The following is a 24,864-nucleotide window of genomic DNA, read 5'->3' as shown; positions in this document are numbered from 1 at the left end:
GTTTTCAATGTACGGATCCAAGGCATCACAATCAGGCGAATCGCCTGCCCGCCAACGGCCGGTGACCCTGAGTACACTGGCCAAGATGAAGGCCGAGGGCGAGAAGATTGCCTGTCTGACCGCCTACGACGCCGCCTTCGCCAGGGTGGAGGAGGCTGCCGGGGTGGACCTGGTGCTGGTTGGCGATTCCCTGGGGATGGTGATCCAGGGGCATGCCACCACCGTGCCGGTCACCATGGACCACATGGAGTACCACACCCGCTGTGTGGCCGCCGGGCTCCACATCCCTCTGCTGGTGGCCGACATGCCCTTTGTCAGCTATGCCGATCCCCAGCGGGCCGTGGATAATGCCGCTCGCCTGATGCGTGCCGGCGCGGGCATGGTGAAACTGGAAGGGGCCGCGGGGCAGGCGGAGGTCATCGCCGCGCTGGCGGGGCAGGGTATTCCCGTCTGCGCCCATCTGGGTCTGAGGCCCCAGTCGGTCCACAAGGCCGGTGGTTTCCGGGTTCAGGGACGTGACGAGGCCGCTGCCGATGCCATGCGCCAGGATGCCCGTGATCTGGTCGCCGCCGGTGCCGACCTGTTGCTGCTCGAGTGTGTGCCGCGGGATCTGGCCCAGCGAATTACCGCCGAGGCCGAGGTCCCGGTGATCGGTATCGGTGCCGGTGCCGGGGTGGATGGCCAGATTCTGGTGGTGCACGACATGCTGGGGATTCCACCGGGCCGCAAGCCGCGCTTCGTGGAGAATTTCATGGCCGAGGCCGACAGCGTGGATGCGGCCATTTCCGCCTATGTCCAGGCCGTCAAGGACGGCCGCTATCCTTGCGACGAGCACGGATTCGACTGATGCGCACCCTCGACAACATCGTGGAACTGAGGCAGCTCGTCGCCGGCTGGCGGCACCGCAGCGAGACCGTGGGATTCGTGCCCACCATGGGTAATCTCCATGCCGGCCACCTGGCCCTGGTGGACGATGCTCGTAACAATGCCGACCGGGTGGTCGTCAGTATCTTCGTGAACCCCATGCAGTTCGGCCCGGGCGAGGACCTGGAGGCCTACCCCCGGACGCTGAAGGCGGATCAGGAAAAGCTGGTCGAGGCCGGTGTGGACCTGCTGTTCGCGCCTGATGTTGCCAGCATCTACCCGCGGGGAGAGGAAAACACCAGCACCGTGGCGGTGCCGTCGGCCCTGACGGATGTGCTTTGCGGTCGGGACCGACCAGGGCATTTCCGCGGCGTGGCCACGGTGGTGGCCAAGCTTTTCAACATGGTTCAGCCGGATGTAGCCGTGTTTGGCGAGAAGGACTGGCAGCAATTGCAGGTAATCAGGCGCATGACCGAGGATCTCAATCTCCCGGTCAAGGTGCTCGGCTCACCCACCATGCGTGAGACTGACGGCCTGGCCACCAGTTCGCGGAACCAGTACCTGAGCGAGGAGGAACGGCAGCGGGCACCGCTGCTCTACCAGGTGCTGCAGCAGGTCTCGACCGCGCTTTCCAGGGACCGGGGCAGTCTGGAAGCAGCGCTGGCCGCCGGTCGACAGCGGCTGGAAGAAGCGGGTTTTGAAGTGGATTACCTGGAAGCCCGGGATCGGGACACTCTCGGGCCGCCAGGGGAGGGGCCCATCAATGTCTTTGGCGCCGCCCGCCTGGGCAAGGCCCGGCTGATCGACAATCTTGCCGTACCGGCGCCCGGCAAGGCCCCGGCTTGAGTCGGGGCCGGGCCCTGGACTAAAATTGGCGGGCTAGGCCTTTGTGGGCCTGGCTCGCGTTTATCGCGATATTCTGACTGACCAGCTCAACAAGACGGTTCGCCATGTTTGTGACATTGCTGAAGGCCAAGCTGCATCGTGCCTGCGTGACCCACGCCGAAGTGGATTACGAAGGTTCCTGCGCCATCGACGGAAACCTGCTGGACGCGGCAGGAATCCATGACTATGAACAGATCGAGATTTACAACGTGACCAATGGTGAGCGTTTCTCCACCTACGCCATTCGTGGCGAGGAAGGCTCCCGGATTATCTCGGTCAACGGCGCGGCTGCCCACAAGGCCAGTCCCGGCGACCGGGTCATCATCTGCGCCTACGGCGGCATGGACGAGTCCGAGGTGGCGCGCCACAAGCCGCGTTTGCTCTATATGGACGAGAGCAACCAGGTCAAGAACAGCCGTAATGCCATTCCAGTACAAGCGGCCTGAAAGACCTCAAGCAACAATTTGAATTATCATTCACTGCCGGGTTTCGACCCGGCAGTTTCGTTTTCGGCCCCGGCCTTGGTCCGCGGTCAAACCAGTTCAGAGGGGAGCCATGGAGGCGGATTGGAGTTCGCTCGCTGAATATTGGCGGGGGCGTGAAGCGATGGCATTGCCGGGCGGCGCGGACGCGCGTCCGAATTGCCGGGTCGAGGCCGCCGGTCTGCGCATCGACTGGTCGCGACAGTTCCTGGATGAGCACAGTCGGGGCGTGCTGCTAAGCCTTGCCGCTGAGGCCGGCTTTCATGAGGCCCGCCGCAAGCTGTTCAATGGCGAACGGGTCAATGAGAGCGAGCAGCGCGCGGCCATGCACATGGCTCTGCGCGGTGCCGGGGAACGGGATTGGCAGGTGGAGGGGGAAGTGGTCTCCACCCAGGTCAGGGCCGAACTTGAGCGTATCGAGAACTTTGTCGCCGCCCTGCGTGACGACGATCGGCTTGGTGCCACTGGCAAACCCTTCAGGAACGTGGTCAATATTGGCATCGGCGGCTCCCACCTTGGCCCGGAGGTGGTGACTCAGGCCCTGCCTGCCGCCGAGGGCGCACCCCGGGTGCATTTTCTCTCCAATGTGGATCCGGCCCAGTATCACCGGGTCATGGATGAGCTGGACCCTGAAACGACCCTCCTGGTCGTGGTCTCCAAGACCTTCACCAGCCGCGAGACCATGGTCAATGCCCGTCGAGCCCGGGAGTGGCTGGTCGCCGCGCTTGGCGAGAACGCCGTTGCCGATCATTTTGTCGCCGTTTCCGCCAATGTTCGGCGGGTCAATGAATTCGGAATCGACGAAACCCGGCTGTTCCGTTTCTGGGACTGGGTGGGGGGGCGTTTTTCGGTCTGGTCAGCGGCCGGCCTGGCGGCTGCCATTCATCTGGGTATGCCGCGATTCCGGGAAATGCTGGCCGGGGCCGCAGCCATGGATCGTCATTTTCTGGAAGCCGAGGATGCGGTCAATGCCCCCCTGATGCTGGGTCTGCTCGACGTGCAGTCCATTCGAGCTTTTGGCTGGTCGGCCTGGGCGGTGGTGCCCTACAGCGATCGCCTACGTCTTCTTCCCGCCTACCTGCAGCAGTTGGTCATGGAGAGCAACGGCAAGGGGGCCAATCAGCGCGGGCAGATGATCGAGGGTCAGACCGGACCGGTCCTGCTTGGCGGCACAGGCACCGATGCCCAGCACGCCTTTTTCCAGATGTTGCATCAGGGACCGTTGCCGGTACCGGTGGACTTCATTGCCAGTGCCTGCCCCCAAGGCGAGTCGACGGCGGATTGGGAGGGGCATCGAATCCTTCTGTCCAATTGTCTGGCTCAGGCCGAAGCCCTGGCCACTGGCAAGTCTCCTGAGCAGGTGGAAGCGGAACTTCGGCAGCAGGGCATGGATACTGATACCATCAGAAGGCTGGTGCCGCAGAAAAGCTTCAAGGGCAATCGACCCAGCACCCTGGTGCTGATGGACCGGCTGTCGCCGGTGCGTCTGGGTGCATTGATCGCTCTATATGAGCACCGGGTCTTCGTGCAGGCCTTGCTGTTCGGGATCAACCCCTTTGATCAAATGGGGGTGGAACTGGGCAAGACCCTGGCGGGCAGGATGGAATCGGTGTTGGCCGATGCAGACGCCCTTGCCGAAGACCCCATTGCCGAGGCGGCAGCGCAATGGATCCGCAGCCACTGGGAGCCCCCGTCGTGACGAGCAGCCGGGATCTGGCCTATCTGATTGCCATGGGACACCGCCGTTATCGCATGGCGGCGCGGGCGGCCGTGGACAGCCTTCTGGGACCCGGCCAGTTCCACGGTGACGTGGTCCTGTTTACTGACAAGCCCATGCGCATGCCCGGGAACGTGCGGGTGGTCGTCGTGGACGATCCCGATCTGCTGGCCCAGCCCAAGCGTCTCAAATTCCGGGTGGGCCGTTTCGTGGATCTGGCTGCCTATCACCGGGTGATGTTCTTTGATGCCGATCTGGTCAGCCGGGGTCCCATCGTGGAGCGCATTGCCGAGCCCCTGGATGCCGGTGGCATGGTCTGCACCGACGACATCGCGCAGACCGTGGACATGGGCTTGTGTTGCCGCTGTCTGGAGCCCGCCGAACTGGCCGAGCACGGTGGTCGCAGCCTGGGGGTCAATAGCGGCTTCTTTGCCGCCCGCGGCGATCTGATCCAGGGGTTTCTGGATGTCTGGGAAGGGATCGTGGATGACTGCGCCGATCGTGAAGGCGAAGGCTTTGACCAGCCCGGCTTGAACGCGGCCATGCTGCGAGCGGCACTGCCGGTGTCCATGGTCAGGGGACTCATGTGGTTTCCCCGCCGTGACCCGAAGGGACATTACTGCCTGCCCAATGCCCCGCTGGTGCATTTTCACGGTGCCGGACGCAGCTGGAGCCGGACCTTCCGGATGCGGGCCTTTGCCCGTGATGCCATTGCCGGACGGCGTCTTGCTTAAGCGTTTCTAAGGAACCTCTGGTCAGAGGTTTCCTAAACGCCTTCAGGGCCCGAGCATGATCAGCTCGCCCGACCGGGTGACCAGAGCGATGCGTCGCCCTGGCAAAACCAGTGGTGACGCCCCCAGGCTGTCCCCGGTTTCCAGGCGCCAGAGCACGCTGCCGTCACCTTTGTCGAGGGCGGTGAGGCTGCCGTCGCGGGCCGCCACCAAGACTCCATTGCCGCCCAGCACCGGTCCGGCGCTGATCCAATCATCGGCGACCCGGCGTTGCCAGATGCGCAGGCCCAGGTCCTCGCGCAGGGCATAGATCCGGCCACTGCGATCCGCCACGAAGATCTCATCACCGTCCACCGCCAGTGGCGCGCCGATGTCGGCGGCCGTGTCAAAATGCCAGTTTTCCACCCCGACGCTGAGAAACAGGGATCTGACCCGGCCATTGAGATCGCCGAAAAAGCCGAATTGTCCCTGAACCGCGACGCCCCCGTAGACCGCTTCATCCGTCTGGTATTCCCAGCGCTCCTCGCCGCTGCCCAGGTCCAGGCCCACGATGCGGCCGCGGCTGGTGCCCACAAATACCCGGCCGTCACTTTCGGCGGCAGCGGCATGAATGGAGCCGCCCGTGTCGGTGCGCCAGTATCGGTGCCCATCGTCCCGGTCGAGCAGGCTCACCCGGCCGGATACATCGGCCACCACGATGCCCAGGTCGGTGGCTTGTGGGCTGGCACTGATGGCCCGGCCATTGTCGACCCGCCACAGGGTATCGCCGCTGTCCAAATCCAGGGCATGGAGTTTGCCGGCCTGATCGCCGACATAGACCCGGGAGCCCTCAATGGCGGGTGAGCCCCGCACGGCCGACTCCAAAGACCGGCGCCATAAGATCTGGCCGTCATTTTCATCCACCGCCAGCACTTCGCCGGATTCGGTACCCAGGAGCAGCAGGCCCTTGGCATAGGCCAGCCCCCCCCGGACCTCGCTGTCCAGGCTCTGTTGCCACTGAAGCTGGGGTTCGGTGGTGGTGATGCGACTGGAGAACACGCCACTGCGAGCGCTATCGCCGCGTTCCGGTATTGACTGGGTGCTGCCGCAGCCAGCCAGTGTGAGCACCGCGATCAGGGCCAGGATTAGCTGTCTGTACACGTCGAGTTATCCCCTTATTGATGACGGGCTTTGCCGGATTGGTGTGCCAGGGCCCAGTTTACATGCTCTCGCACCAGGGCGGAGGGATGATCCTGACGCGCCTTGAGTGCGGTCACCGCTGCGGAGCTTTTCGGCGCATTACCCAAAGCCACGGCCAGGTTACGCAGCCACCGTTCGTGACCGATTCGGCGGATGGCGGAACCCGCCATCCGGTCAAGGAAGTCCGCCTCGCTCCAGGCGAACAGTTCGATCAGTTCAGCCTGGTCCAGGCCGTGACGGGGATGAAAATCGGTCTGTTCGCTGGGGCGTGCGAACTTGTTCCAGGGGCAGACCAGTTGGCAGTCGTCACAGCCGTAGATGCGATTGCCCATGGCCCGTCGATAGCGTTCGGGGATGGGGCCATCATGCTCGATGGTCAGGTAGCTGATGCACTTGCGGGCATCCAGGCGATAAGGTCCGGTAATGGCGCCAGTGGGGCAGGCGTCAATGCAGCGTCGGCAGCTGCCGCAGTGGTCTTGCCCTGCTTCGTCCACGGGCAGGGGCAGGTCGGTGAACAGTTCCCCAAGGAAGAACCAGGACCCCGTCTTCTGGTGGAGGAGGTTGGTGTGCTTGCCCTGCCAGCCAAGCCCGGCTTGCGCGGCCAGGGGTTTCTCCATCACCGGTGCGCTATCGACAAAAGCCCGGTAGCCGAAATCCCCGATGGCCTTGCGAATTCGATCCGCCAACTGTTGCAGGCGTTTGCGCAGCAGCTTGTGATAATCGCGACCGAGGGCATAACGTGAAACAAATCCAAGCCTGCCATCGGCCATGACCGACCAGCTATCGGCGGCGGGCTCGGGCAAATAATCCATGCGCACGGAAATGATCCGCCGGGTTCCTGGCAGCAGCTCGCCGGGGCGGCTGCGTTTGCGACCATGCCGCGCCATCCATTCCATGCTGCCGTGGCGGTTTTCTCCCAGCCAGGCCTCAAGCCGGGCCTCGTGTTGGCCCAGGTCGGCATCGCTGATGCCGGTGGCCTGAAAACCCAGGGCCAGCGCCCAGCCCCGGATGCGGTTGGCCAGTTCGGCGTAGTCAATGTCGGCGTTGTCACTCACACGGTTATTTTCGCACAGTCCTTTATACTCTTGGCCTATGACAAGGATTCCCGAACAAGCACTCTATACCGCCGCCCAGGTCCGTGAGCTGGATCGTCGGGCGATCGAGGATGCCGGTATCGGCGGCTATCCACTCATGTGCCGAGCCGGTGAGGCAGCCTTTCGGCGTCTGCGCTTCTTCTGGCCCGGCGGCAGTGGTCGTCTGTTGGTGCTCACCGGCCCCGGCAATAACGGTGGCGATGGTTACGTGATTGCCCGGCTCGCCCTTGAAGCAGAACTGCCGGTGACCCTGGTCTCGGCAGTGGATTCCGACCGCCTCGGCGGTGACGCGGCTCGGGCCCGGGATGACTGGCTGCGGGCGGGCGGTGAGATCAGCAACTTTCAGGAGCAGCTCCCGGGGGATACCGGCCTGATCGTGGATGCCCTGCTCGGCACCGGGTTGGCGCGTCCTCCCGAGGGGCAGATCGCGACACTGGTGAATTTGGCCAATGCCCATCCGGCGCCGGTCTTTGCCGTGGACTGTCCCACTGGCCTGGATGCGGATACCGGGCAGTTGCTGGGGGATGTCGTTCGCGCTTCCCATACCTCCACATTTGTGGGCCGCAAGCGTGGCCTCCATACCGGGCAGGCCCGGGCCGTGTGTGGTCGGGTGCATTTTGAACGCCTGGATATTCCCGATGCCGTGTACCAGGGCATGACGCCGACGGCATTCCTGATCGAGCGCCAGGCGGTGGCAGCCTGCCTGAGACCACGCTCGCCGGTTGCTCACAAGGGTCGGCACGGCCATGTGGTCGTGCTCGGCGGCGATCATGGCATGGGCGGTGCGGGCATCATGGCCGCCGAGGCCGCCCTCCGCGCCGGTGCGGGCCGGGTGAGTCTGCTGACCCGCACTGAACACGTGAGCGCGGCTCTGGCTCGCGCTCCCAGTCTGCTGGTTCAGGGAATTCGTCGTCCCGCCCAGGCTCGGGCAACCCTGGCCACGGCCGATGTCCTGGTGGTCGGGCCGGGTCTTGGACAGGGGGCCTGGGGCCGGCGTCTCTGGCGGCTGGCACTGGATTCGGGGCGCCCGCTGGTGCTGGATGCCGATGGACTCAATCTGCTGGCCCGCGACGGGCGCCGGCCTCCAGCCGGCAGCATACTGACACCGCATCCGGGAGAGGCTGGACGGCTGTTGTCACAGTCCCCTGCCGAACTGGAAGCCGACCGATTCGCTGCCGTCACCGCCCTGGCCGAGCGCTACCAGGCCACGGTGGTACTCAAGGGCGCCGGCAGTCTGATCGCCGAGCCACAGGGGGTGACCCATGTCTGTGATGCCGGCAATGCGGGTATGGCGGTGGCCGGGATGGGTGACATCCTGGCGGGAATCGCGGGAGGGCTGCGGGCCCAGGGTCTGCCGGAAGGCGAGGCGGCCTGGGTCGCCACCTGGCTGCATGCCACTGCCGGCGATCTGGCCGCCCGGGAGCAGGGGCAGCGCGGCTTGCAGGCCCCGGACCTGTTGCCGGCGGTACAGCGTCTGGTTAATCCCGCTGGAGAGCGCCGATGAGTGAGCTGGAGCTTCACCTGCCCAGGGAGGAGGGTACCCAGGCCCTGGGGGCCGCACTGGCCGAGCTCTTGCCGCCCGGGGAGGGCCTGGTGATCTACCTGTCCGGCCAGTTGGGCGCTGGCAAGACCAGTCTGTGCCGCGCCTTCCTGCGTGCCCTCGGTGAGAGCGGCCCGGTCCGCAGCCCCACCTACACACTGATGGAGCCCTACGAGCCCGCCGGTCGCCGGGTCTGGCACATGGATCTCTATCGGCTTGCCGACCCGGAAGAGCTGGAGTTCATTGGCATTCGTGACATGGATGCCAGTGACCTGGTCTTGCTGGTGGAGTGGCCGGAGCGGGGACGGGGCCTGCTGCCGGAGGCGGACTGTGAGATTGCGCTCGAGCATGCGCAAGCCGGGCGACTGGCGACGCTGAAGGCCCTCGGCCCGAGGGGCGCGTCCCTGCTTGCAGGCCTGCCGTCGCGGCTTCGGGACGAGGCCGATATTGCCCTTGATAAGCCGCAATAAGAATTCTTTCTAGATAGCTATTTTTACTGAAAAAACTTGATTTTTGCCCGTCCTGTTGTATAGATTGGGGCAGACGCATCGGTTTCGACGGAGACCGGGCCCGAGTCGGACAAGGGAGTATCCCGACAATGCGAAGCTGCCGCGCCCTGCTGTCCCTGCTCATGTTGCTGACTGCCTTCCCGGCTGCCCATGCAACCGAGGTGGAGGGTGTGCGCCTGTGGGATTCGCCGGAGAGAACCCGTGTCGTCTTCGATCTGTCCGGGCCTGCGGACCATCGTCTGTTCTCCCTCTCCGAGCCGGACCGGATTGTTATCGATCTTAGCAATGCCCGTCTTTCGGACGGTTTTTCCCCCGCCGGGGATGGGGTCGTTGCCGGCATTCGCAGTGGCAAGCGGGAAAACGGTCAGTTGCGGGTAGTGCTGGATCTCGCCGAGGAGGCGCGCCCGCGCAGCTTCCTGGTTGAGCCCAATGAGCAATATGGTCATCGCCTGGTGGTGGACCTGGATCGCAAGAACAGCCGCGAACGGGCGCGGGATACGGTGCGCGAATTGCCCAATGGCGAGAGCCGTCCGGTGGTCATTGCCATTGACGCCGGTCACGGCGGCGAGGACCCGGGTGCCATCGGCCCCAGTGGCACACGCGAGAAAGATGTGGTCATGCAGATTGCGCGGCGCCTGGAGCGTTTGCTGGACGCCGAGCCGGGCATGGAACCCTTCATGATCCGGACCGGGGATTACTTTGTGTCCCTGCGCGACCGCGTCCAGCGTGCCCGTGATGCCGAGGCCGACCTGTTCATTTCCATTCATGCCGATGCCTTCAAGGACCCCCGTGCCCGCGGGGCCTCGGTCTATACCCTTTCCCAGCGTGGCGCCAGCCACGAAGCCGCCCAGTGGCTGGCCGACCGCGAGAACTCGGCCGATCTGATCGGCGGGGTCAAGCTGTCCGACAAGGACGATACCGTGGCTTCGGTGCTCATGGACTTGTCCCAGTCGGCCTCCATCAGCGCCAGTCTCGACCTCGGTGACCGCCTGATCCAGCAGATGGGGGGCAATATCCGTCTGCACAAGCGCGAAGTCATGCAGGCCGGTTTTGCCGTGCTTCGCGCCCCCGACATGCCCTCCATCCTGGTGGAGAGTGCCTTCATCTCCAACCCCCAGGAAGAGCGGCTGCTCAATCAGCGTGAATACCAGGAAAATCTCGCCCGGTACATTCTTGATGGCATCCGTGATTACTTCTGGGAAAACCCGGTGCCCGGCACCCGAATCGCGCAGATGGTCCGCAATGGGGACAGCCCGGGGCGTGAGCACCGCATCAGCCGGGGTGAAACCCTTTCCGCCATCGCCCGCAAGTACGACGTCAGCGTCAACCAGCTGCGTCAGGCCAATGACCTCAACGGCGACCGGATCCGGGTCGGCCAGGTCCTGCGCATCCCCACTTCGAGCTGAAGCCTCCTCCCGGTACAATGCCGTTTTGGCTTTGTACCGGGATTCTCATGAGCGCCAGCAAGGACACCGCCCCTAACCGCACGGCCCGTCGCCCCATTCGTGCCCTGCCACCCCAGCTGGTGAATCAGATTGCCGCCGGCGAGGTGGTGGAGCGTCCCGCCTCGGTGGTCAAGGAGCTGCTGGAAAACAGTCTGGATGCCGGTGCCCGGCGGATCACGATCGAGGTGGAGCAGGGCGGTGTGCGCCTGATTCGGGTCCGCGATGACGGTGACGGCATTGCCGCCGCCGATTTACCCCTGGCCGTGAGCAGTCATGCCACCAGCAAACTGGTGGACATGGCAGACCTGGAGCGAGTGGTGACGCTGGGCTTTCGGGGCGAGGCTCTGGCCAGTATCGCTTCAGTGGCGCGGCTCAAGCTTCGCTCTCGGACTCGCGGTGAGGAACAGGGCCATGAACTGCTGGGTGATGGCCAGGGAGGGTTCGAAGGGCCGCAGCCCACGGCCCATCCGGAAGGGACCACCGTCGAAATGCGGGACCTCTTTTTCAATACCCCGGGGCGGCGTAAGTTCCTGCGTACCGAAAGGACGGAGTTTGGTCATCTGGAAACGGTGGTCCGCCGGGTGGGACTGAGCCGTGATCATGTCGAGATCCGACTGTTACATAATGGCAAGCCGGTTTTCACCCTGCCGGCGGGGGAGGATCAGGCTGTCCGGGAACGCCGCGTGGCGGCCCTCTGTGGCCAGGCCTTTCTGGAAGAATCCTTGCATATCGAACATTCGGGCGCTGGCCTGCGTTTGCATGGCTGGGTGGCACGCCCCAGCTTTTCCCGCAGCCAGCCCGATCTGCAGCATTTTTTCGTCAACGGCCGCATGGTCCGCGATCGCCTGGTGGCTCACGCCATCCGCCAGGCCTACCGCGATGTGCTCTATGGCCAGCGTCATCCGGCCTATGTGCTCCATCTTGAGCTGGATCCGGCGCTGGTGGATGTCAACGCCCATCCCCAGAAACATGAAGTGCGTTTCCGCGAACAGCGCCTGGTCCATGATTTTCTCTTCCGCACCCTGCACGAGGTGCTGGCCGAGACCCGGGCCGGTCAGGACGCCGGTCCGGCAGCGCCCGCGCCCCTGGCGCCGTCCCCGGGGCAGGCGGGCGAGTCCGACCCGCCGCCACGCCAGGCCGGTATCGGTCTGGGCCTGCCGGGTGGGGCGGCAAGGGGCAATGGCGGGGCCGGCCGGGCCTATTCCGAGCCGCCGCCCTTTGAAATGAGCCATCGCATCCAGGAGCCCGATCCGGCCCCGACTACAAGCGACAGCGATTCGGTGCCGCCGCTCGGATTCGCCCTGGCCCAGTTGCACGGCGTTTATATCCTCTCTCAAAGCGCTGATGGCCTGGTGGTGGTGGACATGCATGCGGCTCATGAGCGCATTGTCTATGAGCGCATGAAGCGGGAGTTCGATGCCGGCTCCGTGGCCAGTCAGCCCTTGCTGGTGCCGGTGGAGTTGCCGGTCTCCCAACGGGAAGCGGATCTGGCCGAGGAGGGGCGCGAGGACTTTGCCAGCCTGGGTCTGGAGGTGGATCGCGCCGGCCCGGAGCTGTTGATGATTCGCCAGATCCCGATCCATCTGCGTAACAGCGATCCGGTGCAACTGCTTCGGGATCTACTCTCCGATCTCTCAGTCCATGGCCGTAGCGGGCGATTGCGGGAGTCTGTGGATGAGGTCCTGTCGACCATGGCCTGCCACGGTTCGGTGCGCGCCAATCGTCGTCTCACGGTGGAGGAAATGAATGCCTTGCTGCGGGATATGGAGCGCACCGAGCGCAGCGGGCAATGCAATCATGGACGCCCGACCTGGTTCCGGCTGAGCATGGACGAGCTGGACAAATTGTTCCTGCGCGGGCAGTGACCGGATCAATCAGAGGCTCCTGCTGCCAATGACCGACTCGACGCCCGCTCCCATTGTCTGCCTGATGGGCCCCACCGCCAGCGGCAAGACCGATCTGGCGGTAGCCCTGGTCGAGGCAGGGCCGTTCGAGATCATCAGCGTGGATTCGGCGTTGGTCTATCGCGGCATGGATATCGGCACCGCCAAGCCCGGCCCTGAAGTACTGGCCCGCGCCCCCCATCGCCTGATTGATTTCCTGGACCCTGCCGAGCCCTATTCGGCCGCCCGATTTCGGGACGATGCCCGCCGTGAGATTGAGGACATCCAGCGCGCCGGTCGTATTCCGCTGCTGGTGGGCGGAACCATGCTGTACTACCGCGCCCTGCTGCGGGGACTGGCGGACCTCCCCGATGCCGACGAGGCCGTCCGGGCCCGCCTGGAAGAGGCGGCAGAGGCGCAGGGCTGGGCGGCGTTGCATCAGCGCCTGGCGACCATTGACCCGCCGGCGGCTGCGCGCATTCACCCCAATGACCCCCAGCGCATCCAGCGGGCCCTGGAGGTCTATGAGCTTACCGGCCGCCCGTTGACGGAACTTCAGCGCGAGGCAGCCGTCCGAGACTGTCCCTGGCCGGTGGTCCGTCTGGGTCTGATGCCGGATGATCGGGCCTGGCTGCATGAGCGCATTGCCCGTCGCTTTCGGCTGATGATGGACCAGGGGCTGGTGGAGGAAGTGGCGGCCCTGCGGGCCCGTGGTGATCTTGATCTGTCCACCCCCGCCTTGCGTGCGGTGGGTTATCGCCAGATCTGGGAATACCTGTCGGGACGCGGGACCCTTGAAGAGGCAGTTAATCGGGGGATTGTCGCCACGCGACAGCTCGCCAAGCGCCAGATCACCTGGATGCGGGCGGAGCCGGAACTCAATGTGATTGCCTGTGATCGACCGCGGCCCTGCGAGGCACTCCGGGCGATCCTTGACGAGGCCTTGCCGGGTGTCTTTTGATGACATGTGGATGGGCTTCGTAGTCAGAGATGCTGTGATAGACTGAACGCCGCAGGATCGGGCCGATTTGGCCGGTCCGCCATAGCCCTGAGAGTCCCGGCCTCGGGTGGCGGCAGTTTCCTGAGAGCCTCGGAGGAGGCTCCCCAATAATAAGACCTCGAAGGAGACGTTAAGATGGCCAAGGGGCAGTCGCTTCAGGAACCGTTTCTCAATACCCTGCGCAAGGAAAAGATTCCGGTGTCCATTTATCTGGTTAACGGCATCAAGCTGCAGGGGCAAATCGATTCCTTTGATCAATTCGTCATTCTGCTGAGAAACAGCATTAATCAGATGGTCTACAAGCATGCCATCTCCACCATCGTGCCGGCCCGTAATGTGCGCATGAATGGCAATGGGGAAGGTGATGACTGATGCTGTCGGGTCGCTTTGCGGCCCGTGCATGACCCGGCTTGGCGTCATCCAGGCGGATGACGCGGAGGTGTTGATTGTTTGAACGTCCCGAAGCAGGCCATCGCGCCCTGCTGATTCATGTGGATCTTGGTCCCGCCGCGGATACCGATGCCCTGTCCGAGTTTCGCGAACTGGCCTGGTCGGCCGGCGCGGAGGTGCTTGAGGTCCTGACGCATAGCCGTTCCAGCCCAGATCCCCGTTATTTTGTCGGCGGTGGCAAGGCGGAAGAGATCGCCGAGGCGGTGGAATTTCACAAGGCCGATCTGGTTCTTGTCAATCACCATCTGTCTCCCAGCCAGGAGCGCAACCTGGAGGCCCGCCTCAAGTGCCGGGTGCTGGACCGGACCGGCCTGATTCTGGATATCTTCGCCCAGCGCGCCCAGACCCACGAGGGCAAGTTGCAGGTGGAGCTGGCGCAGTTGACCCACCTCTCCACCCGCCTGGTGCGGGGCTGGACCCACCTGGAGCGGCAAAAGGGCGGTATTGGTCTGCGCGGGCCCGGTGAGACCCAGCTGGAAATGGACCGTCGCATGATCGGTCAGCGAATCAAGCAGGTCTCCCGGCGGTTGGACAAGGTCCGCAAGCAGCGGGATCAGGGCCGTCAGGGCCGCAAACGCCGGGAAGTCACCACCGCCTCCCTGGTGGGATACACCAACGCCGGCAAGTCCACCCTGTTCAATCGCCTGACCGAGGCGGAGGTCTATCAGGCGGATCAATTATTCGCGACCCTCGACCCAACCCTGCGCCACCTGCCGGTGCCGGGCGGCAGCGAGACGGTACTGGCGGATACGGTGGGGTTTATCCGTCATCTGCCCCACGACCTGGTGGCTGCCTTCCGCTCCACACTGCAGGAAACCCGGGATGCCGATCTGCTGCTGCACGTGATTGACGTGGCCGATCCGGAACGCCAGGAGCGGATTGAGACGGTGGACGAGGTGCTGGACGAGATTGGCGCCGGTGATGTGCCCCAGTTGCTGGTATTCAACAAGATCGATCTCACCGACAAAACGGTCGGGGTCGAGCGGGACGCCGACGGTGTGATCCGTGCGGTCCGCGTATCGGCCGCCACTGGTGAGGGTATGGACCTGCTGCTGGCGGCAGTGGCCGAGCGACTGGCCGGTCGGGAACTGGATGGATGGGTCCGACTGGGTCCGAGCCAGGGCCGGCTGCGGGCCAGGCTCTATGCCCTGGATGCGGTCCACGACGAGTCACCCACTTCGGCGGGCGATATCGACCTCCACTTGCGGTTATCGGAAAGTGTTTACCAGAAGCTTGCGCGGGAGGAGGGTTTACCCCGGCCGCGCGGCCTGGACGAGGCCGAGGCGTCAGCGGCACTGCCGGCCTCGCATTGAATTGCCTTGCCCGGGTGCGCCCGGGCTCCGTAAAATAGGCCCTCTTTTTTTGCCCCCGTGGCCGACGGCTGCTGGCAGTCGGCGGCGGGGTTATTTTTCCAGTCGAGGAATTCGCCAATGGCTTGGAATGAACCCGGTAAAAACCGTGACCCGTGGGGTGGCCCCCGTGGGAACAACGGCTCGGGAAAGGGCGGTGGAGAACAGGGTCCGCCCGATCTCGACGAGGTCTTTCGCAACCTGAAGCAGCGCCTTTTCGGTGGCGGCAGTGGCAGCGGCGGTGGCCGCGGCAATAGCGGAGGCGGCGGACAAGTGCCCAGCGCGCCCATGGTGGGCCTGGTGGCGGCCGCCCTGCTGGTGATCTGGCTGTTGTCCGGTTTTTACACCGTGGACGATGCCGAGCGCGGCGTGGTCTTGCGCGTGGGTGCCTACGAGCGCACCGAAGGGCCCGGTCTGCACTGGCGCATCCCCTGGCCGGTGGAAACCGTGGAGCGGGTCAACGTCAATGAAATCCGCCGTTTCAACTATCGCTCCCGCATGCTGACCAAGGACGAAAACATCGTCGAGGTCGACCTCAACGTTCAGTATCGCGTGGGTGATTCCGGCGCCTTGAGCGAATTGGCGGAACGCCTGATGGGAGCGGCCGATATCCGTGACCGCGAAGTCCGCGTGGAAGACGTGGACGAGCTTGAAGAGGTCAACGGTGAAGTGCCCGAGGAGCTCGAGGACGCCGACATGGATCTGGAGGATGGCCTGGGTGGTCGCGATATCACCTGTGTCTACACCTATCCGGATTACGACAACGGTGGCGAGGAGGCAGAATTGGGCCCCGAGGCGGCCGGCCCCCAGACCGTTCGCGAACCCGCCCACAACTACCTGTTCAATGTAGAGCGCCCCGACGAGACCCTGAATGAGGTCACCGAAAGTGCGGTGCGCGAAGTGGTGGGTAACACCATCATGGGCTGTGTGCTGATCGGTGAGGGACGTAGCTTCCTGGAGCTGACCACGCACCTGTCGGTTCAGGAGACCCTGAATCGTTACGGCGCGGGTATCGAAGTGACCCAGGTCAACCTGCAGGACGTCAACTTCCCCGAGGCCGTGCAGCCGGCGGTGGAAGACGCCATCAAGGCTCGTGAGGACCGGGAGCGTCTGATGCTGGAGGCCGAGGCCTATCGAAATGATGTGGTGCCCCGTGCCCGCGGTGCCGCGGCGCGTGAGATTGAAGAAGCCCGCGCCTATCTCGCCCGGGTGGTGGATCGGGCGGACGGTGATGCCTCCCGTTTCTCCCAGTTGGTGACCGAATACCAGCTTGCCCCCGAGGTGACCCGAGAGCGTCTCTATCTGGAGACCATGGAAGACGTCCTCGGCCGCACGCCCAAGGTCATTATCGACCAGTCGGAAGGTAGCAATAATCTGCTTTACCTGCCTATGGACAAGCTGCTGCAACGGCATGGCGCGCGCAGCGAGGGAGATTCCGGCAACAGTGACGGCGAACGCCGCCAGACTGAAAGCGATGAACCCCGTTTCCGGGAAGGCCTGCGTAGCCGAGGAGGTCGCCGATGAACCGCTGGATTACTCCCATACTGGTCATTCTGGCCCTGGCCATTTTCGTCGGCTCCCAGTCGGTCTTCATCGTGGATGAGCGTGAGGCCGTGGTGAAGTTGCGCTTCGGCGAGATGGTGGCCGAAAACTATGAACCGGGGCTGCATTTCAAGCTGCCCTTCGCAGAGCGTGTGCTCAAGTTCGAGCGCCGTATCCTGACCCTGGACCACCGCCCGGAGCGGTTCCTTACTCAGGAGCGCAAGAACGTTCTGGTGGATTTCTTCGTCAAATGGCGAATCGAGGATGCCGGTGATTTCTATCGGGCCACCCGGGGTGATATGAATCGTGCCCGGGAACGGATGCTGGAAATCTCCAGAGCCGGGATCCGGAATGAGTTCGCGCGCCGCACGGTGGAAGACGTGATCGCCGCCGAGCGGATGGAAATGATGCGCCTGATGGTGGATCGCGGTCGTGATGCGGCCTCGGCCCTTGGTGTTACCATTGTGGATTTCCGAATCAAGCAGATCGAGCTGCCTGATGACGTGACCCAGTCGGTCTTCGACCGAATGATCAAGGAGCGTCGCCGGGATGCCACACTGCTCCGCGCCCAGGGCGAGGAAGGGGCTGAGCGGATCCGTGCCGATGCCGACCGTCAGCGTGAAGAAATCCTCGCGGATGCCTACCGGCGGGCAGAGGAACTTCGTGGTGAAGGTGATGCTCGCGCTACCGAGATCTATGCTGCCGCCTATGAGGTGGACCGTGAGTTCTTCTCCTTCTACCGTAGCCTGGTGGCCTATCGCCGTGCGATCGGGCAGGAGGATCAGGACATCATGGTCCTGGAGCCGGACAGCGAGTTCTTCCGCTATTTCAAGCATATGATCCCGGAGGACTGAGTCCGCACAGTCCTCCCTGTTCCGCCACCGGCCGCCTTCGTGCGGCCGGTGGCCTGTTTGTGTGCGGCAAGGGTTCCTGGTCATGCCAGCGACCCCTGTCTGCCTGAGCCATCCCCGGCGCTGGTCGGGGTTTCGGACGAGAGCCATGACTGCCACAGAACGCTGGTTGCTGCCTGCCGGAGTCGAGGAAGTCCTGCCGCCAAGAGCCTGGCGGCTGGATGCCATGCGTCGCCGTCTCCTGGATCTGTACTGGTCCTGGGGCTACGACCTGATGTTCCCTCCCTTCGTGGAGTACCTGGAGTCCCTGCTGACGGGTAATGCCCACGATCTGGACCTGCAGACCTTCAAGGTGATGGACCAACTCAGTGGCCGCCTGCTGGGGATACGCGCCGACATGACGCCCCAGGCGGCCCGCATTGATGCTCATGTGATCAATTGCCAGGGACCGACCCGGCTCTGCTACATGGGCACGGTGCTGCGGGCACGGCCGGAAGGGGTGTCCACATCACGCAGCCCCCTGCAGATAGGTGCCGAATTGTTCGGCCATCGCGGCGAGGCCAGCGATATCGAAGTGGTTCGCCTGATGCTCGAGACCCTGCGGGTGGCCGGTGTCGAGGGTCTCACGCTGGACCTTGGGCATGTGGGCATCTACCGCAATCTGGCCGCTCAGGCAGGTCTTGAGGGCGAGGCGGAACGAGAGCTGTTCGAGCCCCTGCGCCGAAAGGCCGTGGGCGAGTACCATCAGGCTCTGGCCGAACTACCACTGGGTGAGGACCATCGGGCCCAATTGGCGGCCCTGGTCGAACTTCATGGTGGCGACGAGGTATTGGCCCAGGCCCGTGAGCGGCTGAGCGATGCCGGCAGTGAGGTTGAGGCAGCGCTGGATCGACTGGAAACTGTGGCGGAACGGGTTCAGGCCTGTTACCCGGCCCTGTCCATTCATTTTGATCTGGCCGAGCTTCACAGTTACAACTATGAAAACGGGCTGGTTTTTGGTGCCTTTCATCCGGCGCATGGTCAGGCCCTGGCTCGGGGCGGGCGTTATGACGGTATCGGCGAGGCCTTCGGCCGTGCGCGGCCGGCAACCGGTTTCAGTGCCGATCTCAAGGCCCTGATGGCCTGTGTCCCGGACAGCAATGAGGGTGAGCGGCCAAAGGGTGGGGTGTTGGCGCCTGCCGAGGAGGACGCCGCCCTGGAAGAGGCCATCGCCGGCTTGAGGGCCCAGGGTGAGCGGGTCTTGCGGGAGTTGCCGGAGACTGAATTTGAGGCCGATGGTCACGGTTGTGATCGTCGGCTGGTGCGCAGGGGCGGCCACTGGGAAGTGGTTGCACTGGATTAAGTCCGCCCGCGACTGCGGGCCTGATCAAACACGGGAATCATAATGGGCAAGAATGTCGTCGTCGTGGGTACCCAGTGGGGTGATGAAGGCAAGGGCAAGGTCGTCGACCTGCTCACGGATCGGGTCGAGGTAGTGGCCCGTTTCCAGGGCGGCCACAATGCCGGCCATACCCTGGTCATCGACGGCAAGAAGACCGTTCTGCACCTGATTCCGTCGGGCATTCTGCGGGAAGGAGTGACCTGCATGATCGGCAATGGGGTGGTCTTGCATCCCGAGTCCCTGCTGGAAGAGCTCCAGACCCTGGAGGATGAAGGCGTCCCCGCCCGTGAGCGTCTTCGCATCAGCCCCGCCTGTGCCCTGATTCTGCCCTCCCATGTGGCTCTGGATCAGGCTCGGGAGCGAGCCCGCGGTGCCCGTGCCATTGGCACAACCGGCCGCGGCATCGGACCCGCTTATGAAGACAAGGTCGCCCGTCGCGCCCTGCGCGTCTCCGACCTCTTTCACCGGGAGCGCTTCGCCGCCAAGCTGGGCGAAGTGCTGGACTACCACAACTTCGTGCTTCAGCACTTTTTCAATGCCGAACCGGTGGATTTCCAGCAATGCCTGGAAAGCTACCTGAAGATGAGCGAAACCCTCGAGCCCATGGTCTGCGATGTCACCGATCTTCTGCATCAGGCCCATGAATCCGGCGGCAACGGTCTTTACGAGGGTGCCCAGGGCTCGCTGCTGGACATCGACTTGGGGACCTATCCCTTCGTGACTTCGTCCAACACCACCGCCGGCGGCGCCGCTACCGGCACCGGCCTGGGCCCGCGCTACTTCGATTACGTGCTCGGCATCGTCAAGGCCTATACCACTCGCGTCGGCGCCGGTCCTTTCCCCACCGAGTTGTCCGACGAGATGGGCCAGCATCTGGCAAAGCGTGGCCATGAATTTGGCGCCACCACCGGTCGGCCTCGCCGCTGTGGCTGGTTCGACGCCGTCTCCCTCAAGCGCTCGGTGATCAACAATTCCGTCTCCGGCCTCTGTATCACCAAGCTGGATGTTCTGGATGGCCTGGAAACGCTCCGCATCTGCGTCGGCTACCGCACCGAACACGGCGAGCGCAGCACCCCGCCCCTGGGTGCCGAAGGTTTCGATGAATGCGAACCCATCTACGTGGAAATGCCCGGCTGGAGCGAGAACACTTTCGGCATTACCGAACTGGACCAGCTCCCCGAAGCAGCCCGTAACTACCTCAAGCGCATTGAGGAACTGGTGGGTGTGCCCATCGACATCATTTCCACCGGCCCGGATCGCGCCGAAACCATCCTTCTTCGCCATCCCTTCGACTGAACAATCGGCACTCGCGCAGACCCATGGAAACTCAGCCTCGGCCTCCCGCTCCCACGGGAGGCCAACTCGCTCCACCAGGCCCCCGAAACTACACGCCTCCCCAAGCCACACCCATGACCCGCCGTAGGAACGGATTTATCTGCGGTCATCGGTTCTGATAACCATGGACCATTACTGATTACCAATGAAGCCGAGGCAGGATGCTTCGGATAAGACCAGCGATAACGGTGTGATTGTGGCTGTTGAAGGGAGCTTCAATGAGGCCGAGGCAGGATGCCTCGGATAAGACCGGCCAGCATGCGCAGCGGTCCGGCCATGCGACTGCTTCAATGAGGCCGAGGCAGGATGCCTCGGATAAGCCCCGCTAACGCGGAGGCGATTGCTGAACCCTCCCCGCTTCAATGAGGCCGAGGCAGGATGCCTCGGATAAGGTGGGGAGGGTCGGATGGTAGGAAAAGCGAAGCACCGGCTTCAATGAGGCCGAGGCAGGATGCCTCGGATAAGATGTTTCAGCGAATGATGAGCTTGTTTGGTGGCGGCATGCTTCAATGAGGCCGAGGCAGGATGCCTCGGATAAGCTGGTACTGGCAGGCTGGAGCTGGAGCTGGACCGGCGCTTCAATGAGGCCGAGGCAGGATGCCTCGGATAAGCCCGACCATGACTGACTGGATAACACACGAAGGAACCGCTTCAATGAGGCCGAGGCAGGATGCCTCGGATAAGCTGACGCTAGAGCATTATCTGCGCGCCTTGAAGGTGCTTCAATGAGGCCGAGGCAGGATGCCTCGGATAAGGCATGGTACCCCGAGAGAAGGTGGAAGAGTTCCGCGAGCTTCAATGAGGCCGAGGCAGGATGCCTCGGATAAGGATGCTCAGGTGCGCCAGGTCAGGGTGCCCGGAATCGGCTTCAATGAGGCCGAGGCAGGATGCCTCGGATAAGCAAGAGTCGGTGACGGATTACCGGCTGCGGAAAATGCTTCAATGAGGCCGAGGCAGGATGCCTCGGATAAGCGGACCTGATCGTTATCGGGGCCAGGCCAGCGATGGGGCTTCAATGAGGCCGAGGCAGGATGCCTCGGATAAGCGGACGGCGGAAGGCTCAAGCTCTGGCGCAATGACAAGCTTCAATGAGGCCGAGGCAGGATGCCTCGGATAAGAGCATGTCGCCGGTTCGACCCCGGCCACCTGCCCCAGCTTCAATGAGGCCGAGGCAGGATGCCTCGGATAAGCCCAGCAGACCGAAGACCTGATCGATGCTCTGGTCGCTTCAATGAGGCCGAGGCAGGATGCCTCGGATAAGGATAGCTCGTAACCTCCCAGGGATCGCCGTCCCGCAGCACGCTTCAATGAGGCCGAGGCAGGATGCCTCGGATAAGGGCGCGGGGGTATGCGGGAACCATTGATCTGTGCCATGGCTTCAATGAGGCCGAGGCAGGATGCCTCGGATAAGGGCCCGTGGGGTCGCCCGTGTCTCCGAGTCGATGGTGTTGCTTCAATGAGGCCGAGGCAGGATGCCTCGGATAAGGACCCGAGGGGTGAGGTATGAAAGCGATCGCGAACTTGCTTCAATGAGGCCGAGGCAGGATGCCTCGGATAAGTATTGGCTGGGTCGCCATGCCAGATAGACACAGTGCAGCTTCAATGAGGCCGAGGCAGGATGCCTCGGATAAGTGCTGCTTCCAAAAGCCTTGCAGCGCCTAGAGTGTGCCGGTTGGTTGCGAGGGGTGCAAGTAGCAGGGCCATGGTGAGCCTCCTTTCCCCCATGTGGTCCCCGTGGGGGTGATGTAACTGCCTGATTGTTAAAGATCTATGTTGATTCGAGCGCTGCCCGAGGGTCTTGTGCCACTGGAGCGTTCGTTTTCGCCGGGCGAGGTGCTTACATCGGCGGCCCTAGACGATTATAGGTTCCTTTTCAACTGTCTCATAAGGTTTGCCGAGACTGACCACTTTGGGTGGAATGCGTTCGGCGGGGCCCATGTCCATGGTGATGACATGGTCTTCCACGTGATTGATGATGCCGTCGAGCAGGGCAACCATCTCCGCATGCGCCTTTTCATTGAGGCGGCACTGGAATATGGATAGTTGCAGCCATTCGCCGTAGCCGTGCATCAGACGGAATACCCGGCGCCATCGTTTCTGGTCCGATATGTCGTAGGCGACGATGTAGAGATGTTCATCCATGCCTGTCACCTTGTCGTGAAGTGGGGGAAATCAGGCAGCTCGCCCAGCAGGAACCTGCCCAGCAGCCTTGCCTGCAGTTCCAGCAGCCGCCGGTAACTGACACGATAGCCGAACAATGGGTGGGTGATTTCCTGCATCATTCGGCGTTCGAAGGTGGCAATGAAGCGCTTTCGTCCGGCTGGCGTCAGGTTGACGGCATCACCGGCACGAATGAAATCGCCGGGCCGGACTTCGCCGTTGTTGATGGCCGTAAGTACAGCCGAGTCGGCGATCAGGGGGCGGAAGGGTTCCATCATGTCCAAGGCCAGGGCCGGGCGGCCATATCGGGGCTCATGGAAGAAGCCCAGGTAGGGGTCGAATCCCACGGCCGAGAGCGTGACGGCCCATTGCCGGCTCAGCAGGGCATAGGCATAGGAGAGCAGGGCATTGACCGGGTCGGCCGGCGGACGGCGATTGCGCCGCCGGAAGTCGAAGCTCATCTGGTCCGGCTCCCGCTTGGCAGATTTGATCAGCATCGGCAGGCCACCGAAATAGGCGGCCCCCGCCGCACCCTCGACGCCCAGCAGGCTGTTCAGATCCCGGCTTCGCCGCGCCTTGTCGGCCAGGCGCCGGAGATCGGTCAAGCGGTCTTTATTGTCCTCGTCACTGCGCCAGTTACGGCGCATCAGGGTCCGGCAGTTCTGTATCTTGGACCGGACCAGTCCCCGGGCGATACGGAGCCGAATCTGGGGATCATCGGCGGCTCTAAACTGGGCGCGGCGAAGTTCGATGTTCTTGTGGCCGGTGCCTTGGCTATGGCCGAGAAACCAGCCCCCGTAACTGTGCCAGGTGACGGGGATTTCGCGCGCCATCAGTTCATGCAGGGTGGGTGTGGTTACCGAGATCCTGCCCATCAGTACCAGTTGGGAGACTTCCCTGATTCGAGCAGTCTTGGTGGGCTGGTCCTTCACCTCGATGCGCAGGATCTCCCCTTCCTTGCGAACAGTACCCGCCGGCGCCTGCACATACAGGGGAAGTGCTTCCTCCCGGTGCACCGCCAGTGGCCGGATGTTGATGTTATCCAGCTTGAGGAAATTGACTTCGTCCGGCAGGCAGATAGGTGCCAGGGAACAGCGGGGGCACTTGGGGCTGTCTTCCAGCGGCGGCGGAATCTGCCCACCCTTGGCCACCAAACGCAGGCCGTTGATGGCCGACAGAGTCTGGCGCCGGAGGTCGTCGTCGAAAGGGATGGTGACCCGTTCCCTGGAACCCGTGAAATACAGAATGCCCTCCGGGCATTCGTAGCCGTGTTCTTCCAGAATCAGACCCTGGACACAGACCTGGATCCGCTCCGGATCCCAGGCACCCTTGGATCGATGCGGGCGCTTGCCCTGCTTGTAATCCACGGGCCGGACGATACCGCCTTCCCCTTCCACCAGGTCCATTTTGGCGATCAGGCCCAGCCGATCCGAGGAGAGGGTGACCGAACGGGCGTGAATGCGGTCGTCGTCCGTTGCTTCGCCGGCCTGGGGCAGGCTGCCGCCGGCCTTGTCCACCCGCCGGTGCTGGTAGCGGCCGCGAACGGTGTCGCTGCTGTCCGCCCACTCACCCTGCACCCATTCCAGATAGGCCAGGCGCGGGCAGTAGCTGTATTCGTTTACCATCCGCGCCGGAATCAGCGGCTCGTCCCCGACTCGCGGCGGGATGGGCAAGGGGAGTTCTTGCTGGTTCAGAAGCACGGCAACCTCCCTGGCCGGCATTCCTTGCCCTTCAGTGTAGTCGGTGGAGGCAGCGTCGGCTGTTCGTTAGCCGGCGGGATGACGGCGTGTACAGTATGTAATACAATTAGTGTGACTAAATGTGTTATGGAGGTGGATAGGATGCTGAATGTGCGTCTGCCGCAAGATCTGGAAGCTCGACTGGAGGCAGAGGCCCGACGCAGCCAACGGTCACGCTCGGCGCTGGTCCGGGACGCCATCGGGGCATATCTGGCCGAGCGAGAGCGCCAGCGTTTCATGGAGGCCATGGGCCGGGCGGCCAGGGCTGTTGGCGATGATGCGTCTTCGGCCCGGGAATCCCGCGAAATGGCCGAGGCATTTCTGGACCTGGAAAACGAGGTCTCCGAGCCGCCTGGAGAGTATGACGCGGGAGACCCGTGGTGGCGGTAAGTCCGCGTCTGGGAGAGGTCTGGGTAGCCCGTCTCAACCCGAATCAAGGACGCGAGATCGGCAAGGTTCGGCCCGTTGCCGTGCTGCAGGCTGACGAGCTGACGGAGGCCGGGTTGCCCACGGTATTGGTGGCGCCGCTCACCACTCAGCGCCATGAGGACGCCAGCTTGCTCCGAATTGAAGTGACACCACGAGACCGTCTTCTGAAAGCCTCCTATGTCTGCGCCGAGCATCTGCGTGCCATCGACCGCAATCGCCTGGGCGAGGGACCGTTGACGCGCCTGACGCCCGTGGAGTTGAGACGGGTTCAGCGGGCGCTGCGGGGTTGCCTGGCCATG

Annotated in this window: 22 protein-coding genes and 1 CRISPR repeat array; of the genes, 18 read left to right on the top strand and 4 right to left on the bottom strand. The window is 63.5% G+C overall.

Annotation, left to right across the window (positions count from 1 at the left end):
* The first annotated feature begins 7 nt into the window (after window positions 1-7).
* The 5 genes from panB to VCB98_RS10550 all read left to right on the top strand — a co-directional run bounded on the left by panB (window position 8) and on the right by VCB98_RS10550 (window position 4,682).
* Window positions 8-847, top strand: a complete 840-nt coding sequence (panB, locus tag VCB98_RS10570; RefSeq protein ID WP_346052413.1) for a 3-methyl-2-oxobutanoate hydroxymethyltransferase — start codon at window positions 8-10, stop codon at window positions 845-847.
* Complete coding sequence (gene panC, locus VCB98_RS10565; protein WP_346052411.1) at window positions 847-1,710, top strand: pantoate--beta-alanine ligase; 864 nt, start codon at window positions 847-849, stop codon at window positions 1,708-1,710. The genes panB and panC overlap by 1 nt, the downstream gene beginning before the upstream one ends.
* Window positions 1,711-1,814: 104 nt before the next feature.
* Window positions 1,815-2,195 (top strand): aspartate 1-decarboxylase, encoded by a 381-nt coding sequence (panD, locus tag VCB98_RS10560; protein ID WP_346052410.1) that lies wholly within the window; start codon window positions 1,815-1,817, stop codon window positions 2,193-2,195.
* A 160-nt stretch (window positions 2,196-2,355) separates the two neighbouring features.
* Entirely contained in the window at window positions 2,356-3,930 is a 1,575-nt protein-coding gene (gene pgi, locus VCB98_RS10555) for a glucose-6-phosphate isomerase (protein WP_346052409.1), read from the top strand.
* Window positions 3,927-4,682: a hypothetical protein gene (locus VCB98_RS10550; protein ID WP_346052408.1), complete on the top strand. Its 756-nt coding sequence runs from the start codon at window positions 3,927-3,929 to the stop codon at window positions 4,680-4,682. Before pgi ends, VCB98_RS10550 begins: the two co-directional genes overlap by 4 nt.
* Before the next feature lie 42 nt (window positions 4,683-4,724).
* Here VCB98_RS10550 and VCB98_RS10545 read toward each other — a convergent pair whose 3' ends face one another.
* Complete coding sequence (locus VCB98_RS10545; RefSeq protein ID WP_346052406.1) at window positions 4,725-5,819, bottom strand: outer membrane protein assembly factor BamB family protein; 1,095 nt, start codon at window positions 5,817-5,819, stop codon at window positions 4,725-4,727.
* 14 nt (window positions 5,820-5,833) lie between these two features.
* On the bottom strand, window positions 5,834-6,913 hold the full coding sequence (gene queG, locus VCB98_RS10540; RefSeq protein WP_346052405.1) for a tRNA epoxyqueuosine(34) reductase QueG: 1,080 nt from the start codon (window positions 6,911-6,913) through the stop codon (window positions 5,834-5,836).
* 37 nt (window positions 6,914-6,950) lie between these two features.
* Between queG and VCB98_RS10535 the strand changes: the two genes are divergently transcribed.
* From VCB98_RS10535 to VCB98_RS10485, 11 genes are all read left to right on the top strand, one after another.
* A complete protein-coding gene (locus VCB98_RS10535) occupies window positions 6,951-8,456 on the top strand; it encodes an NAD(P)H-hydrate dehydratase (protein ID WP_346052404.1) in 1,506 nt (501 codons plus the stop codon).
* Complete coding sequence (tsaE, locus tag VCB98_RS10530) at window positions 8,453-8,962, top strand: tRNA (adenosine(37)-N6)-threonylcarbamoyltransferase complex ATPase subunit type 1 TsaE (RefSeq protein WP_346052403.1); 510 nt, start codon at window positions 8,453-8,455, stop codon at window positions 8,960-8,962. Before VCB98_RS10535 ends, tsaE begins: the two co-directional genes overlap by 4 nt.
* A gap of 128 nt (window positions 8,963-9,090) precedes the next feature.
* Window positions 9,091-10,407: an N-acetylmuramoyl-L-alanine amidase gene (locus VCB98_RS10525; RefSeq protein WP_346052402.1), complete on the top strand. Its 1,317-nt coding sequence runs from the start codon at window positions 9,091-9,093 to the stop codon at window positions 10,405-10,407.
* A 47-nt stretch (window positions 10,408-10,454) separates the two neighbouring features.
* Window positions 10,455-12,311, top strand: a complete 1,857-nt coding sequence (gene mutL / locus VCB98_RS10520) for a DNA mismatch repair endonuclease MutL (protein WP_346052400.1) — start codon at window positions 10,455-10,457, stop codon at window positions 12,309-12,311.
* A 28-nt stretch (window positions 12,312-12,339) separates the two neighbouring features.
* A complete protein-coding gene (miaA, locus tag VCB98_RS10515) occupies window positions 12,340-13,290 on the top strand; it encodes a tRNA (adenosine(37)-N6)-dimethylallyltransferase MiaA (protein ID WP_346052399.1) in 951 nt (316 codons plus the stop codon).
* A gap of 174 nt (window positions 13,291-13,464) precedes the next feature.
* Window positions 13,465-13,701 (top strand): RNA chaperone Hfq, encoded by a 237-nt coding sequence (gene hfq, locus VCB98_RS10510; protein WP_346052398.1) that lies wholly within the window; start codon window positions 13,465-13,467, stop codon window positions 13,699-13,701.
* A 74-nt stretch (window positions 13,702-13,775) separates the two neighbouring features.
* Window positions 13,776-15,092, top strand: a complete 1,317-nt coding sequence (gene hflX / locus VCB98_RS10505) for a ribosome rescue GTPase HflX (RefSeq protein ID WP_346052397.1) — start codon at window positions 13,776-13,778, stop codon at window positions 15,090-15,092.
* Between the two features lie 117 nt (window positions 15,093-15,209).
* Window positions 15,210-16,652, top strand: a complete 1,443-nt coding sequence (hflK, locus tag VCB98_RS10500; RefSeq protein WP_346052395.1) for an FtsH protease activity modulator HflK — start codon at window positions 15,210-15,212, stop codon at window positions 16,650-16,652.
* Window positions 16,649-17,524, top strand: coding sequence for a protease modulator HflC (gene hflC, locus VCB98_RS10495; protein WP_346052393.1), 876 nt, complete (start codon window positions 16,649-16,651; stop codon window positions 17,522-17,524). Before hflK ends, hflC begins: the two co-directional genes overlap by 4 nt.
* Before the next feature lie 145 nt (window positions 17,525-17,669).
* Entirely contained in the window at window positions 17,670-18,863 is a 1,194-nt protein-coding gene (locus tag VCB98_RS10490) for an ATP phosphoribosyltransferase regulatory subunit (protein WP_346052391.1), read from the top strand.
* 42 nt (window positions 18,864-18,905) lie between these two features.
* On the top strand, window positions 18,906-20,198 hold the full coding sequence (locus VCB98_RS10485; protein ID WP_346052390.1) for an adenylosuccinate synthase: 1,293 nt from the start codon (window positions 18,906-18,908) through the stop codon (window positions 20,196-20,198).
* A gap of 178 nt (window positions 20,199-20,376) precedes the next feature.
* Window positions 20,377-21,869: a CRISPR direct-repeat array (repeat unit 36 nt; unit sequence GCTTCAATGAGGCCGAGGCAGGATGCCTCGGATAAG).
* 219 nt (window positions 21,870-22,088) lie between these two features.
* On the opposite strand, the gene cas2 is transcribed toward VCB98_RS10485, so the two are convergent.
* Together cas2 and cas4g/cas1g are read right to left on the bottom strand one after the other, a co-directional pair.
* Window positions 22,089-22,379 carry a CRISPR-associated endonuclease Cas2 gene (gene cas2 / locus VCB98_RS10480; RefSeq protein WP_346052389.1) on the bottom strand — a complete coding sequence of 97 codons (291 nt, stop codon included), beginning with the start codon at window positions 22,377-22,379 and terminating at the stop codon, window positions 22,089-22,091.
* Window positions 22,380-22,384: 5 nt separating this feature from the next.
* A complete protein-coding gene (gene cas4g/cas1g, locus VCB98_RS10475) occupies window positions 22,385-24,118 on the bottom strand; it encodes a CRISPR-associated endonuclease Cas4g/Cas1g (protein ID WP_406672912.1) in 1,734 nt (577 codons plus the stop codon).
* Window positions 24,119-24,238: 120 nt separating this feature from the next.
* Between cas4g/cas1g and VCB98_RS10470 the strand changes: the two genes are divergently transcribed.
* Window positions 24,239-24,526: a ribbon-helix-helix protein, CopG family gene (locus VCB98_RS10470; RefSeq protein ID WP_346052385.1), complete on the top strand. Its 288-nt coding sequence runs from the start codon at window positions 24,239-24,241 to the stop codon at window positions 24,524-24,526.
* Window positions 24,517-24,864, top strand: a 348-nt coding sequence (locus VCB98_RS10465; RefSeq protein WP_346052383.1) for a type II toxin-antitoxin system PemK/MazF family toxin, incomplete at its 3' end; no start/stop codon positions are given. The genes VCB98_RS10470 and VCB98_RS10465, both read left to right, overlap by 10 nt.

It is taken from the genome of Natronospira elongata (assembly GCF_034931365.1).
Classification (GTDB): domain Bacteria; phylum Pseudomonadota; class Gammaproteobacteria; order Natronospirales; family Natronospiraceae; genus Natronospira; species Natronospira elongata.
This window is presented reverse-complemented; position numbering and strand designations above follow the sequence as displayed.

What these genes read in the sequence shown, in the direction of transcription:
- panB (WP_346052413.1), top strand. Translation starts at nt 8, where the DNA reads ATGTACGGATCCAAGGCATCACAATCAGGCGAATCGCCTGCCCGCCAA.
- panC (WP_346052411.1), top strand. Translation starts at nt 847, where the DNA reads ATGCGCACCCTCGACAACATCGTGGAACTGAGGCAGCTCGTCGCCGGC.
- panD (WP_346052410.1), top strand. Translation starts at nt 1,815, where the DNA reads ATGTTTGTGACATTGCTGAAGGCCAAGCTGCATCGTGCCTGCGTGACC.
- pgi (WP_346052409.1), top strand. Translation starts at nt 2,356, where the DNA reads ATGGCATTGCCGGGCGGCGCGGACGCGCGTCCGAATTGCCGGGTCGAG.
- VCB98_RS10535 (WP_346052404.1), top strand. Translation starts at nt 6,951, where the DNA reads ATGACAAGGATTCCCGAACAAGCACTCTATACCGCCGCCCAGGTCCGT.
- tsaE (WP_346052403.1), top strand. Translation starts at nt 8,453, where the DNA reads ATGAGTGAGCTGGAGCTTCACCTGCCCAGGGAGGAGGGTACCCAGGCC.
- VCB98_RS10525 (WP_346052402.1), top strand. Translation starts at nt 9,091, where the DNA reads ATGCGAAGCTGCCGCGCCCTGCTGTCCCTGCTCATGTTGCTGACTGCC.
- mutL (WP_346052400.1), top strand. Translation starts at nt 10,455, where the DNA reads ATGAGCGCCAGCAAGGACACCGCCCCTAACCGCACGGCCCGTCGCCCC.
- miaA (WP_346052399.1), top strand. Translation starts at nt 12,340, where the DNA reads ATGACCGACTCGACGCCCGCTCCCATTGTCTGCCTGATGGGCCCCACC.
- hfq (WP_346052398.1), top strand. Translation starts at nt 13,465, where the DNA reads ATGGCCAAGGGGCAGTCGCTTCAGGAACCGTTTCTCAATACCCTGCGC.
- hflK (WP_346052395.1), top strand. Translation starts at nt 15,210, where the DNA reads ATGGCTTGGAATGAACCCGGTAAAAACCGTGACCCGTGGGGTGGCCCC.
- hflC (WP_346052393.1), top strand. Translation starts at nt 16,649, where the DNA reads ATGAACCGCTGGATTACTCCCATACTGGTCATTCTGGCCCTGGCCATT.
- VCB98_RS10490 (WP_346052391.1), top strand. Translation starts at nt 17,670, where the DNA reads ATGACTGCCACAGAACGCTGGTTGCTGCCTGCCGGAGTCGAGGAAGTC.
- VCB98_RS10485 (WP_346052390.1), top strand. Translation starts at nt 18,906, where the DNA reads ATGGGCAAGAATGTCGTCGTCGTGGGTACCCAGTGGGGTGATGAAGGC.
- cas2 (WP_346052389.1), bottom strand. Translation starts at nt 22,379, where the DNA reads ATGGATGAACATCTCTACATCGTCGCCTACGACATATCGGACCAGAAA.
- cas4g/cas1g (WP_406672912.1), bottom strand. Translation starts at nt 24,118, where the DNA reads ATGCCGGCCAGGGAGGTTGCCGTGCTTCTGAACCAGCAAGAACTCCCC.
- VCB98_RS10470 (WP_346052385.1), top strand. Translation starts at nt 24,239, where the DNA reads ATGCTGAATGTGCGTCTGCCGCAAGATCTGGAAGCTCGACTGGAGGCA.